The sequence below is a fragment of the Acidobacteriota bacterium genome (genome assembly GCA_030697165.1).
Taxonomy (GTDB): Bacteria; Acidobacteriota; Vicinamibacteria; order Vicinamibacterales; family UBA2999; genus 12-FULL-67-14b.
Genome location: JAUYQQ010000022.1, coordinates 437,369 through 449,873 on the forward strand (window position 1 = coordinate 437,369; position 12,505 = coordinate 449,873).

11 protein-coding genes are annotated in these 12,505 nt (G+C 67.5%); 3 read left to right on the forward strand and 8 right to left on the reverse strand.

What is annotated here, in order from left to right; genetic code table 11:
* Positions 1 to 7 precede the first annotated feature (7 nt).
* Complete coding sequence (locus tag Q8T13_21570) at positions 8 to 1,039, forward strand: alpha/beta hydrolase (protein ID MDP3720360.1); 1,032 nt, start codon at positions 8 to 10, stop codon at positions 1,037 to 1,039.
* 40 nt (positions 1,040 to 1,079) lie between these two features.
* Positions 1,080 to 1,970 carry an ATP-binding cassette domain-containing protein gene (locus Q8T13_21575; GenBank protein MDP3720361.1) on the forward strand — a complete coding sequence of 297 codons (891 nt, stop codon included), beginning with the start codon at positions 1,080 to 1,082 and terminating at the stop codon, positions 1,968 to 1,970.
* A gap of 12 nt (positions 1,971 to 1,982) precedes the next feature.
* Here the strand turns inward: Q8T13_21575 and Q8T13_21580 are convergent, their stop codons facing one another.
* The 3 genes from Q8T13_21580 to Q8T13_21590 all read right to left on the reverse strand — a co-directional run bounded on the left by Q8T13_21580 (position 1,983) and on the right by Q8T13_21590 (position 3,707).
* Positions 1,983 to 2,138 (reverse strand): hypothetical protein, encoded by a 156-nt coding sequence (locus Q8T13_21580; GenBank protein MDP3720362.1) that lies wholly within the window; start codon positions 2,136 to 2,138, stop codon positions 1,983 to 1,985.
* A gap of 17 nt (positions 2,139 to 2,155) precedes the next feature.
* Complete coding sequence (locus tag Q8T13_21585; GenBank protein MDP3720363.1) at positions 2,156 to 3,043, reverse strand: YihY/virulence factor BrkB family protein; 888 nt, start codon at positions 3,041 to 3,043, stop codon at positions 2,156 to 2,158.
* A 127-nt stretch (positions 3,044 to 3,170) separates the two neighbouring features.
* Positions 3,171 to 3,707: a TerB family tellurite resistance protein gene (locus tag Q8T13_21590; GenBank protein ID MDP3720364.1), complete on the reverse strand. Its 537-nt coding sequence runs from the start codon at positions 3,705 to 3,707 to the stop codon at positions 3,171 to 3,173.
* A 55-nt stretch (positions 3,708 to 3,762) separates the two neighbouring features.
* Here Q8T13_21590 and Q8T13_21595 point away from each other — a divergent pair, with 55 nt between their 5' ends.
* Entirely contained in the window at positions 3,763 to 5,013 is a 1,251-nt protein-coding gene (locus Q8T13_21595; GenBank protein MDP3720365.1) for a hypothetical protein, read from the forward strand.
* Between the two features lie 9 nt (positions 5,014 to 5,022).
* Here the strand turns inward: Q8T13_21595 and Q8T13_21600 are convergent, their stop codons facing one another.
* From Q8T13_21600 to Q8T13_21620, 5 genes are all read right to left on the reverse strand, one after another.
* On the reverse strand, positions 5,023 to 5,922 hold the full coding sequence (locus Q8T13_21600; protein MDP3720366.1) for a DUF1259 domain-containing protein: 900 nt from the start codon (positions 5,920 to 5,922) through the stop codon (positions 5,023 to 5,025).
* A gap of 101 nt (positions 5,923 to 6,023) precedes the next feature.
* Positions 6,024 to 9,485, reverse strand: a complete 3,462-nt coding sequence (locus Q8T13_21605) for an efflux RND transporter permease subunit (GenBank protein MDP3720367.1) — start codon at positions 9,483 to 9,485, stop codon at positions 6,024 to 6,026.
* Positions 9,486 to 9,493: 8 nt separating this feature from the next.
* Positions 9,494 to 10,729, reverse strand: a complete 1,236-nt coding sequence (locus Q8T13_21610; protein MDP3720368.1) for an efflux RND transporter periplasmic adaptor subunit — start codon at positions 10,727 to 10,729, stop codon at positions 9,494 to 9,496.
* A complete protein-coding gene (locus Q8T13_21615; protein ID MDP3720369.1) occupies positions 10,726 to 11,988 on the reverse strand; it encodes a TolC family protein in 1,263 nt (420 codons plus the stop codon). Before Q8T13_21615 ends, Q8T13_21610 begins: the two co-directional genes overlap by 4 nt.
* A gap of 138 nt (positions 11,989 to 12,126) precedes the next feature.
* Positions 12,127 to 12,390 (reverse strand): hypothetical protein, encoded by a 264-nt coding sequence (locus Q8T13_21620; GenBank protein ID MDP3720370.1) that lies wholly within the window; start codon positions 12,388 to 12,390, stop codon positions 12,127 to 12,129.
* Positions 12,391 to 12,505: the final 115 nt, after the last annotated feature.

The window sequence follows — 12,505 nt, forward strand, 5'->3', positions numbered from 1 at the left end:
GAGGCTTATGTTCACACTCCAGCGATCGCTCGTGTTCTCGTTCCTGCTGTTCGGCCTGGCGGCAACCGCCGCGGCGCAAGGCGGCAGCGTGCTGCCGCCCGTGCCCACACCGACCGACGTGAAACCTGGCAGCATTACCTGCGACGAGTGTCCGTACCCGTATCCAAGCTCGTATCTCACTATCAGTGTCTATACCCAGGACGTCCGCATCTCGTATATGGACGTCGCGCCGCAGGGCACGCCGAACGGCCACACCGCGATGCTGCTGCACGGCAACAACTTCGGCGGCTTTTACTTCAAGGCCATCATCGACGGCCTCACCAAGGAGGGCTTCCGGGTCGTTGTGCCCGACCAGATTGGCTACGGCCGGTCGTCGAAGCCGATTGCGCCGTACAACTTCAACACGCAGGCGCGCAACACCTCGCTGCTGCTGCAGCACCTGAAGATCGAGAAGGCCATGGTGATTGGCCATTCGATGGGCGGCATGCTGGCGGCGCGCTTCGCCACGCAGTATCCGAAAATGGTCGAGCGGATCGTGATCTACAACCCGATCGGCCTGACCGACGGGCGCTTCACGCGGCCCATGACGCCGATTGACGATGCCTACAGGAACACGCTGACGACGACCAACTACCAGAGCACCCGCGCCGGCCTCGGCCGCTATGTCGCGCACAACCCGGCGGCGTGGAACGACGAGTTCGAGAAGTACACGCGCGTGCGGTATTCGTGGACGCTCAGCGCCGACTGGCCGCGGCTGGCCATGGTGCAGGCGTTGATCAGCCAGATGCTGTACCAGGACCCGGTCGTCTATGACTGGGCGCACATCCAGGTGCCGACGCTCGCGTTCGGCGGCGCCGAGGACCTGCTGCTCGGACCCGCGGCGGCATTCCAGGAGCGCATGGCCTACCTGGCCAAGTCGGTCCCCAACGGCAACGGCCGCGTGCACTTGATCCCGGGCCTCGGCCACGTGCCGCACCTCGAAGAACCCGAGAAGGTGTTACCGCCGCTCGTCGCCTTCCTGAAAGAGGGCGTGAAGTAGCGCGGACCGCGGGCCGGGCATCCGTCGCATACTGGAACCAATGGTTCTGCGCCAGCGCCCCTCCGTCTCCGACGCGGTCGATCGGTCGACGCCCCTTGGCGTCATCGACTACCTGGCCACCTCGCCGGCGGTGGAGTTCAAGAACGTGTCGATCGCCTTCGACGACAACGTCGTCCTGCGCGATCTGAGCTTCGCCATCCCACGTGGCGACATGCGCATTCTGCTGGGGCGCAGCGGCTCCGGCAAGTCGGTGCTGCTCAAGTTGATCCTGGGTCTGCTGCGCCCGGACGCCGGCACGGTGCTGGTGAATGGCGTGCAGGTGGACCATCTGCCCGAGCGCGACCTTCTCGAAGTGCGCGGCGGTATCGGGATGGTGTTCCAGGAGAACGCGCTGTTTGACTCGTTGACCGTCGCCGAGAACGTCGGCTATCGCCTCTCGGACCAGGCGACGATGCCGGTCGAGGCGGTTCGCGAGCGGGTGGCGGCCGTGCTCGGCTTCGTCGGACTTGCCGAGTACGCCGATCGGCTGCCGTCGGAACTGTCGGGCGGCGAGCGGCGGCGCGTGGCGATTGCCCGCGCCATGGCCCCGGCACCTGGCATCCTGCTGTTCGACGACCCCATCACCGGTCTCGATCCGCTGATCGCCACGACGATCGACAACGAGATCGTCAAGTTGAGGGATCTCGAGCAGGTGACCTCGGTCCTCGTCACTCACCAGATCCGCGATGCGTTCTACGTGGCCACTCATCGCGCGGTGTGGCACGACGGCGAGGTGCAGGTGGTGAGCGCCGACGCGGCGTCACTGCCGCACGTGGAGTTCATGGTGCTGCACGAGGGCCGCATCTACTTCCAGGGCAGCGCCGCCGAGTTGCTGGCCGCTCCCGATCCCTATCTCAGGGAATACCTGTTGCTCACGCTGCCGCCCTGGTAGCGTCGCGCGGCCTTACCGTCGCAGCTTGCTGAACCCGTAGCCCGCCACCACGACGATCAGCACCACCACGATCACCCCGGTCACCATGCCGGCCTTGAAGATTCCGCCGATAACCTCGCAGCCGGCCGACACCATGGCCAGGCTCACGAGCAGGACTAATCGCATCACGGTCGTTGATTGCATGTTCATATTTGGCCGCCCCGTCCGGCCTGGGTTAGAGATTGCTGACGTTGACTGTAGGCGCGCGCCGCGCGTCGGCCGATGACCTGCCGGCCCGCTGCCGACTTCTCGCCTGCATACGGCGAGGCATGTTCGATTTCGGAGTTGAACTCGGCGCCCACCAGGATCGCCAGGCCGGACAGGTAGAACCACAGCAGCAGCAGGATGACGCCGCCCAGGGCCCCGTACGACGCGTTGTAGTCGGTGAAGTTCGATACGTAGAGCTTGAACCCCACCGACACGAGCAGCCACAGGATGGTCGCGAGAACCGCGCCGGGCGAGATCCACACCCAGTCCTGGTCGGCGTCCGGCCCGAAGTAATAGAGCAGGCCGATGGCGAAGGCGACGAACGCGAAGGCGAGTGGCCACTGCAGGACGAGCCAGGCCGCCGCGAAGGCGGCGCCCAAGCCGGTCAGTTCACCCAGGTAACGCGCGACCGCTGGGCCGGACAGCACCAGGCTGAACCCGAGCAGGATGAAGACGGCTACGCCGAGGGTCAGGCCAATGGCCACGAGCCTGACCTTCCACCACGGGCGAGTCTCGGTGAGGTCGTAGGCCCGGTTGAGTGAACTGACGATCGACACGATCGCGGCGGAACTGCTCCACAAGGCGCCGACCACTCCCGCCGTCATCAGCCCGCCGCTTTCCGCACTGGCCAGTCGCTCCATCTGCTCTTGAATGAGTTTCAGAACCTCGGCGGAGACCAGCGGCCCGAGCGCGCGCGTGACATCGTCGGTCAGGTTTTCGATTGGAAAAAAGCTGGCCGTGGCGAGCAGGAACAGCATCGCCGGGAATAGCGACAGGAAAAAGTAGTACGACAGCTGGGCCGCGAGCCCGAGGCAGTCGTCATCCATGCACTCCTTGTAAGTGCGACGAAGCAACTCAAATAGGGAAATCGGCAGGGCAGATCCCAGCATTGCGGGCTGGTAATGCAAGGACAGCGCCAGTGCTGACCGCTGAGCTGCCTGACTTGCGTGTGCGTTATTGCTCGGAGGGCTTGGTGCCTGACACGCCGGGCAGGAACGGCCGGTATTGCAGGCGGATGGCGGTAAGCGTCTTGGGCTCGAGATACAGGAGATTGGCGATGCGGTGCACTTCCGTTTCCTCGGCCATCGAGATCCGCTGGTCGCTGGCCGCGACCGCGTAGAGGCAGCGTGCCAGCGCCACCTTCTCGTCGTCAGTGGCCGATGCGGCAAAGTCGCGCGCGACCTCGAAATCGGCGGTGCCGCCAAACAGCAGGCTGCTCGACTTGGCCAGGCCGACGACCAGCACCGCCTGTGCCGGCGACAGGCGGCCGTGCTCGATCAGCAGGGATTCCATGGTGCGCGTTTCTGCCGCGCTGACTTGTTGGTCGGCGCGGGCGACGCGGCCGAGCAGGTAGGCAAACCGGGCCAGGTGTTGCGCGCGAGCCGGCTCGAGGCCATCGAGCGAGTCGACCAGGTCCCGCAGCGGCGTGCGTTCCGTCGCCGTGACGTCTTCGTCGGCCAACCCCAGCAAGTTTCGAAGTGCTGCCCTCATCGGCAATACCATAGCGCACTCCACGCGAGGTGGCGCGAATGCTATAAAGGGAATTGTGAGTCGCGTCGTCGTCGGCCTGCTGGTTGCGCTCGCGCTTGCGACGCCGGCCGCGGCACAGGAGCATCACCCAGAAGAAGCCTCGGGCACGTCGTGGCAACCCGCGGTCACGCCCATGACTGGCGCGCACGCGCAAGCTGGCGGTTGGATGCTGATGGGGCACGCCAACCTCTTCGTCCAATTGTTGTACGAATCGGGCGACATCCACCGCACCAGCCACCAGGCCGGCAGCATCAACTGGTTCATGGGCATGGCCGAGCGGCCGATTGGCGACGGCCGCCTTGGCGTGCGCGCTATGCTTTCGGCCGAGCCATGGACGATTGGCGGGTGCGGCTATCCCGACCTGCTGGCTACCGGCGAAGTGTGCGATGGCGACACGATCCACGACCTGCAGCATCCGCACGACCTGTTCATGGAGTTGGCAGCGAGCTACGAGCGGCCGGTCGGCGACCGGGTCCGGATTCACCTTTACACCGCGCTGGCCGGCGAACCGGCGCTCGGGCCGCCCGCCTTTCCGCACCGTGCGTCGGCCATGCCCAATCCGATCGCGCCGATTGCGCACCACTGGCTCGATGCCACGCACATTGCGTTTGGCGTGGTGACGGCCGGCGTATCGAGTGCGCGCTGGCGGGTGGAAGGGTCGGCGTTCAACGGCCGCGAGCCCGACGACCAGCGCCACGGGCTCGAGTTGGCGCCGCTTGATTCGGTGTCGGTACGCGTCGCCTTCGCGCCAAGCGACCGTTGGTCGTGGCAGATGTCGGCGGGGCACTTGCGCGATTCGGAGGCCGGGCTGGGCAGCCAGCCGCGACAGGACGTGACGCGCGCCACGGCGTCGGCGATGTACTACCGTCCACTGTCTTCGGGCGGAGGATGGGCGGTCACCATCGCCTACGGCGTCAACACGGAGACCGACGCGGTTCCCGAGGGCCTGCTCACGCAGGCGACGCACGCGGTGCTGGCCGAGTCGAGCGTGCGGTCAGCGAACGGCCGCCACCACTGGTTTGGGCGCATCGAAGCCGTGGGGAAACCCGCGCACGATCTGCACGTGCACGAGTACATCACGGAGGTTTTCACGGTTGGGAAGGCACAGGTTGGTTACCTGCACCAGTGGCCGGCGATCAAGGGCTGGGCCCCGGGCATCGGTGGGCATCTCAACCTGAGCATCGTCCCGCCGTTGCTGGCGCCGCGCTACGGCGGGCAAGTCGCGCCCGGCGTGGGTGTCTACGTCAATTTGCAGCCCGGCTGGTAAGCCGCCGGCTCATTTGCTGGCGGGTCCGGTCAGGTTGATCGCGGCGCGAACCGCGGCTGCGAGTTTCTCCGCCGGCCCCTGTCCCCAGTAGTGCAGAAAGATCACCGTCGGCTGCGTGCCGGTCATGTGATGGTGAATGGCGACGACCTCGATGCCGTGGTCGCGCAGTGCCTTCAGCACGGGCGTGACTTCTGTGTCGATCATCGCCACATCGCCGGCGACCACCGCGGCGGTGTCGGAGCCGAAGAACGCCGCCCAGGTGTTGAGGCCCATGCGGGCGTCGATGGTCGCGCCCATTTCCACCAGTTTCAGGTCGGGACGGCCGATCGTGATCTTGTAGACCTGTCCATTCTGCTCGCCGGCGGTGCCGATGATGCTCGCCAGCTTGGCCGTGTCGAGTGGGCCCGCCGTCACCGTCGAGGTCATGACCGGTGCCGCGTCAGGCCTGGCGGCGACCTTGCCGATCAGGTCCAGGGCCGGTTTGATCCGCCGGGCCAGGTCGGCCGCCGAGCCGTGCCCATGCACGTGCATGTAGAACAGGCGCGGCGACTCCCAGAAGAAGTGGTTGTGCAGCGCGGTGACGTCGAGTCCCTGTGCGAGCACGGCCGACATCACCGGGTTCACTTCGTCTTGCGTGAGGACGAGGTCCCCCATCATCACGTCCATGCCGCCGGTGCCTTTGCTGAGCGCGACCCAGCCGCCGAACCCAAACGGCGTCGGTAAGGCGACGCCGGCGACGGTGACCTTAAGGTCGTTGCGCGGGATGTTGACCTTGAGCACGCCGTCCTTGAAGTCGCCGGTGCGCGCCAACGTATCGAGGACGCCCTTATAGTCGGCGGGCATCTCTTGCGCCACGGCACCCGAGGCGGCGAACAACATCAGCGCGATGGCGATCAACGACTTGGTCATGGTCACTCCCAGAATCCACTGCGCATTGGACCTGCCAGTGTACCCGAACCGCAGCCAGTGTTGGCGTCGGCGTGGTGTGACTGGCTGTCTGGACCGGATGGTCACGCACCCAGCTCTAGCGGGGCCGCCGCCGAGGTGGCTCCGTCCGCCATCGCGACGCGCACCTGGTGACGACGCCACATCGCGTAGGCGGCGGGAAGTACGAGCAGGGTCAGCACCATGCACGACCAGAGGCCGCCGACGACCGGCGCGGCGGTGCGCGCCGAGACGTCGGCGCCGATGCCGGCCTCCCACAGCAGGGGCAGCAGGCCGAGGACGGTCGTGGCCACGGTCATGACGAGCGGCCGGACGCGGGCGGCCGCCCCTTCGACGACTGCGGCATCGACGTCTTCGGGTTTCTGAATGCGGCCCTCGCGCACGTATCGCAGGAATGCTTCATCGAGGTAGACCACCATCACGATCCCGGTTTCCGCAGCGACCCCCGCCACGGCGATGAGTCCGACCCACACCGCGGTTGACAGGTTGTAGTCCAGCAACGCCAACAGCCAGACGCTGCCGGCCAGTGCAAACGGCAGGCTCGTCAACACCAGGAACGTTTGCGGCCAACCGCGCATCGCGAGATACAGCAGGATCACGACAATGATCAGCGTCAGTGGGATGATGTATTGGAGCCGCGCTTCCATCTCGGCGAGGAACTCGTATTGCCCGGTCCATTGCAGCCGATAACCCGCCGGCAGGCTGAGCTGCTCGGCGACCAGCAGCTTGGCGTCATCGACCCACCCGCCGAGGTCCCGCTGCGTCGGATCGATGTCGGCAAACACGTAGCCGACCAGCACGCCGTTTTCGTCCTTGATCATCGGCGGGCCGGTGGTCACGCGCACATCGGCGAGCTCGCCGAGTGGGATCGCCGCCCCGGGCTGGCGCCACTGCTCCATGAAGTCGGGTGACGCCGTGAGCCCGCCCATCGCCGGCGGCGTCAGCGCCGATGAGATGCGGCCGCCGCCGGACATGCCGCCACCCATTGCGCCGCCCATCCCGCCGCCCGCTCCGCCAGCCGGGGCACCGGACATGGAGCCGCCCTGCGCGCTGGCGCCGCGACCCGTGTTGCCGCCGGCGAAGTCCATGACGCTGGCCGTCGACTGCACCGGCACCAGGATGCGGCGCAGGGACTCCGGGTCGGCGCGCTGGTCGGCGGCGTAACGCACGTTGATCGTGAAGCGGGCGCGTCCCGCGATGACGGTCGACACGGTCATGCCGCCGACGGCCGCCTCGACGACGTCCTGGACGTCGCGCACCGACAAGCCGTATCGGGCAATCGCCTCGCGGTTGGGAACGATGTCGATGTACTCGCGGCCGGTCTGCCGTTCGGCGAACGTGCTGCGGGTACCCGGCACCTGCCGCAGCATGCCCTCGAGGTCGACGCTGATCCGTTCGATCTCGGCCAGGTCGTCGCCAAACACCTTGATGCCGGCCGGTGTACGGACGCCGGTCGACAGCATGTCGATGCGCGTGCGGATGGGCGGCGCAATCGCCATCTGGTACCCCGGCATCTGCAGCGCGGCATCGAGGTCGCTCGACAACTGGGCGAGCGTGCGGGTGCGCTGCTCTGGCCACAACGGCCGCAGCGCCGGCTTCACCCAGTCGGGCGCCCGCGAACTGTACCAGCGGGGGGTGTAGCTGGCCGGCCACTGGTCGCGCGGGCGCAGCGCGATCACCGATTCGATCATGTCCAGCTGCGCCGGGTCGGTGGCCGTCTCGGCTCGTCCCGCCTTGCCATGCACGGACGCCACTTCGGGAAACCCCATGATGATGCGGTTCTGCATGGTCAGCGCCCGGCGCGCCTCCTCGATCGCGATCCCGGGAAACGTGGTCGGCATCACCAGCAGCGAGCCTTCGTCCAGCGGCGGCATGAACTCCGAGCCGAGGCGTTGCGCCACCGGCACCGTCGCGATCATCAGCAGCACGGCCGCGGCGACCACGGCGATCCGGAAGCGCACAATCAGGACGGCCACTGGCCGGTAGAGCGTCCGGAGGACGCGGCTGACCGGATTGGTGGCTTCGGTGCGGAAGCGTCCCCGCAGCAGGAGCACCATCAGCGGCGGCGCGAGCGTGATCGACAAAATCGCGGCGGCGAACATCGCCAGCGTCTTGGTGTAGGCGAGCGGCGTGAACAGCTTGCCCGCCTGGCCGGCCAGCGTAAAGATGGGCAGAAAGCTGACCGTAATCAGCAGCAGCGAGAAGAAGATCGGCCGGCCGACTTCCTTGCAGGCATCGACGATCACCTGCTTGCGATCGGACCCCTTGGGCGCCGCGGCGAGGCGGACGTGGGCGTTTTCGATCAACACGATCGCCGCGTCGGCCAGTTCGCCGATGGCAATGGCGATGCCGCCCAGGGACATGATGTTCAACGACAGGCCCAGGTAGCGCATGGCGATGAACGACAGGAGCACCGACAGCGGCAGCACGATCATGACCACCAGTGCCGAGCGCAGGTGAAACAGGAAGACCAGGCAGACGATCGTGACGATCACGGCCTGCTGCATCAGCGTCTGAGTCAGCGTGCCGACCGCTCCGAGAATCAGCTCGGACCGGTCGTAGGTGGGGACCAGCTGCACGCCGTCGGGCAGGCGCAGCGTCGCGATTTCCGCCTCGAGCGCGCGAATAACCTGCAACGCATTGGAGCCGATGCGCATCACGACGATGCCGCCCACGGCCTCGCCCGTGCCATTCCAGTCGGCCGCGCCGCGACGGATCTCGGGTCCGAAGCGCACGCTCGCGACGTCGCCGAGACGGATCGGTGTGCCGCCCGCGCCGACGGCGACCACGCTCTGCTCGAGGTCGGCCAGGGTCTTGACGTAGCCTCGGCCGCGCAGGACGTATTCGCGACCGGCGAGTTCGAGGACCCGGGCGCCGACTTCGGCGTTGGCCTCGCGCACGGCCCGGGTGACGTCGGTCAGGGTGAGCCCAAACGCGACCAGGCGATCGGGGTTGATGACGACCTGGAACTGGCGTTCGAAGCCGCCGAGGGATGCGACTTCCGCCACCCCGGCGACCGCCTGCAAGGCCGGTCGCACGGTGAAGTCCTGGAGTGCCCGCAGCTCGGCGAGGTCCAGGCGCCCGCTGCTGTCGGTCAGGACGTACTGGTAGACCCAACCAAGGCCACTCGCATCGGGGCCGAGCGTCGGCGAGACCTCGGGCGGCAGCAACTGCTGCACGCGTCCCAGCTGTTCGAGCACGCGGGTCCGCGCCCAGTAGATGTCCGTCCCGTCATCGAAGATCGCGTAGGTGAAACTCATTCCGAACATCGAATAGCCGCGCACGGTCTTGATGCCCGGGGTGCTCTGCAGGGCACGGACCAGCGGATAGGTGACCTGGTCCTCGACCAGGTCGGGGCTGCGCCCCATCCACTCGGTGTAGACGATGACTTGCGGATCGGAGAGGTCCGGGAGGGCATCGAGGGGTGTCCTGCGGACGGAGTCGACCGCCCAGAGGGACAGGACCAGCACCGCGCCGAAGACCACCCAGCGGTGGCGAACCGATAGTTCGATGATGCGTTCAACCATGATCGTTGCTACCGGTGGCCCGCGTGCGGGTCAGCCGGCGCCGCCGTGGGTTTCGTGGTCGTCGCCGGCGCGCCGTGGCCGTGGTGAACGCCGTTGCCACCCGTGGCACGCAGCCGGCTCTCCGAATCCAGCAGGAACACGCCCGCCGCCACGACGGGTTCGCCCTCGGCGAGACCGCTGCGGATCTCGACGCGGTTGGCGAGTTGCACCCCCAGCGTGACCGGCCGCGGCTCGAAGTGATCGCCCGTGGCGACGAAGACGTGCTGCTGCACCCCGGTGTCCACTACGGCATCACGTGGCACGGTGATTACCGATGGGCCCGTCGATTCGAAGGCCACGGTGCCATAGAGCCCTGGCCTGAGCGTGCCCCGGGGATTGGCAGCTGACAAGCGGACGCGCAGCGTGCGCGTCCGTTCGGACAACGTCGGATAGATGAAGTCGATCCGCGCGTCAAACGGGACTTGACCGGAGCCCGGAAAGTCCAGCTGGGCCCGGGTGCCGAGGCGCACGGTGGCGATGTGGGTTTCCGGCACTTCGGCGAGAATCCACACGCGCGACAGGTCGGCAATGGTCAGCAGCGTCGTCGACGGATCGACCGACGTGCCGACCGTCACGCCGCGGTCCACGACCACGCCGCTGCGAGGCGCGGCGACGGTGAACAGGCGCTTGGGTTCGCCCGATTGCTCGATGGCGTCGATGTCTGCCGGCGTCATGCCAAGCACGCCCAGGCGCGTGCGCCCGCCGGCTACCACCATGCTCGTGAGGCCCGAAGCCGAGGTCGTCTTGCGGATGGCGAGGTACTCGGTCTGGGAGGAGAAGAGTTCCTGCGAGAAAATGTGCGCGAGCGGCTGCCCGGCGCGAACCATTTCGCCCGTCGTGTTGACGTCGAGATGCTCCACCCAGCCCGAGACCCGGGTGTGCACGTGGGAAATCCGGGATTCATCAGGCACCACCGTCGCCACGGCCCGCACCACTTCGGTCAACGCTTCGCGCGTGGCCGGCTCGAGACGGATGCCGAGCTGCTGCATGGTGGACGGCGTGACGGTGATCGGCACCCGGCTGTGGCTGGATGCGGCGTCGGCGGACGGAGCCGCCGGCAGGCTGTCCGCTGACGCGGACGCCAGCAGAGCGGGCGCGAATGGCCACGCGTCGCGGGAGTGCTGGAGCCACAGCCCCGCGCTGAAGATGGCTGCGGTCACGGCGACCGCGGCGAGAGCCGACGTGAGTTTGGTGAAATGTGTCATGGGATGATCGCCTCGTACGATCCAATGGCGCGTCCGAGGCGCGCCCACGCGAGACCGAGAGTGGTGTCGGCGGTGATCAGGTCAGACTGGACCAGCCAGAGTGCCTGGACGGCTTCGATCACGCTGACGAGCGGCAACTGCCCCGAGGCGTAACCGGCGACGGCGGGTTCGATCACCATCCGCGCGCGGGGCAGCACGTCGCGGGTGAGCGCGGTCTGGCGATCGCGCGAGGCCTGGAGCAGGTTGACGGCGACCGCCGCGTCGCCTTCGATCATCCGGGTCATGGCCAGCAGGTCCGCCTCGGACATGAGGCGCATGGCCTGGGCCTCGGCGACACCGGCGTGCAACTTCCCTCGCCAGATGGGCAGGGTGACGCCCACCATGGCCATCCAGCCGCGGCCCTCGGCCATCGTGTACGCCGGCCCCGTGCGGATGGTCGCCATCGGCCGAGACATGTCACGCATCACCAGCACGTCAGCCTCGGCGCGGGCCACCTCGGCGCGGCCGGCCACCAGTTCCGGTCGCGCCGTGAGTGCGGCCTTGATCGTCGGCCAGGCCGGAATCGGGTTGGCGAAGGCGAGCGGAACGAGTTCCGGCACCGGCAGGTCCGTGTCCAGGGCCAGGCTGGCATTGAGCATCGCTTCCGCGCTCCGCACTTCTCCGGCGAGCCCCTTGGCGGCGGCCTCCAGCCGTGCCACCTCGACTTCGGCGCGCAGGACGTCGGCCTGGGATGCCGTGCCGCCCGAGTACCGCGCGTTGGCCGCCGAGACGATGTCGCGAGCGAATGCGATTTGTTCATCGACCAGTGCCGTCGTGCGGCGGCGCTCCTGCAACATCAGGAACGCGTTGGCGGCTTGAACGCTGACGTCCAGGACTGCGCGATTTGCGTCGGCCCGCAGCCGATCGACGTCGGCCAGGGCGGCGGCGCGACGGTGCCGCCGGATGCCCGACAGCGGAAATTGTTGCTCGATGGTTACGCTCACGTCAGCGCCGCCCCACATGAAGGGCAGATGATCGAGGGCGGGCGAGAGCATCGGGTCGTCCAGTGCCGACACGATCGCGGGGCGTTCCTCTCCGGCACGGATGCGGGCGTGCGCGGCCTGGATCTCATCCCGGCGCTCGCTCGCCACGCGAATGACATCGGCGAGACTGAGCGGCGAGGGGAGTGCTGGCGCCGCTTGGGCGGCGGCAACCGGCGGCCGGACGCACGCGACGATCGCGAGCACGACGACGAATCGGACGACTCTGGAACTTCTCATTGCACGTACCCCGCAAACGCGGGCCTCTCTCGTACTGGTGACCAACCGACGCCATGGACGCGCGGGCGATGGCCCGGGCCGGGCGCAGCAATACCGCAGGCGTGCAACCCCTAAGGGATCAGCTGCGGCAGCGAGAGATCAGATGCGGAGGATGGTTAGGAGGGGCCGATGAGCGGGGGAGGGCCGACGCCCTGGCTCGTAGCCGAGGTGGTCGGTGGTCGCGGAACGGGCGAGCGCGTCGCCGAGCACTGGAACCGCGATGTCGCCGCTCGGGAGCGAAGTATCGCGTCGCATGGACGGCAACTGCGACGACGCTGCGCCGGCCATCAGGTCGTCGCAACACTCGTCACCTGCGGCGATCTGGTAGGGGCTGGTTTCGCCGTGGTCACACGGATTGGTCACGTCCGCCTGCGGAGCACACAGGGCCTGACACACGATGACGGCGTCTGGACCTATCGCCAGAGTCAGGACGATCGAGAGGATGAAGGCTCGCAGCATCGCGTGTGCTGACCCAGTG

What these genes read in the sequence shown, in the direction of transcription:
- Q8T13_21570 (MDP3720360.1), top strand. Translation starts at nt 8, where the DNA reads ATGTTCACACTCCAGCGATCGCTCGTGTTCTCGTTCCTGCTGTTCGGC.
- Q8T13_21575 (MDP3720361.1), top strand. Translation starts at nt 1,080, where the DNA reads ATGGTTCTGCGCCAGCGCCCCTCCGTCTCCGACGCGGTCGATCGGTCG.
- Q8T13_21585 (MDP3720363.1), bottom strand. Translation starts at nt 3,043, where the DNA reads ATGGATGACGACTGCCTCGGGCTCGCGGCCCAGCTGTCGTACTACTTT.
- Q8T13_21590 (MDP3720364.1), bottom strand. Translation starts at nt 3,707, where the DNA reads ATGAGGGCAGCACTTCGAAACTTGCTGGGGTTGGCCGACGAAGACGTC.
- Q8T13_21600 (MDP3720366.1), bottom strand. Translation starts at nt 5,922, where the DNA reads ATGACCAAGTCGTTGATCGCCATCGCGCTGATGTTGTTCGCCGCCTCG.
- Q8T13_21605 (MDP3720367.1), bottom strand. Translation starts at nt 9,485, where the DNA reads ATGGTTGAACGCATCATCGAACTATCGGTTCGCCACCGCTGGGTGGTC.
- Q8T13_21610 (MDP3720368.1), bottom strand. Translation starts at nt 10,729, where the DNA reads ATGACACATTTCACCAAACTCACGTCGGCTCTCGCCGCGGTCGCCGTG.
- Q8T13_21615 (MDP3720369.1), bottom strand. Translation starts at nt 11,988, where the DNA reads ATGAGAAGTTCCAGAGTCGTCCGATTCGTCGTCGTGCTCGCGATCGTC.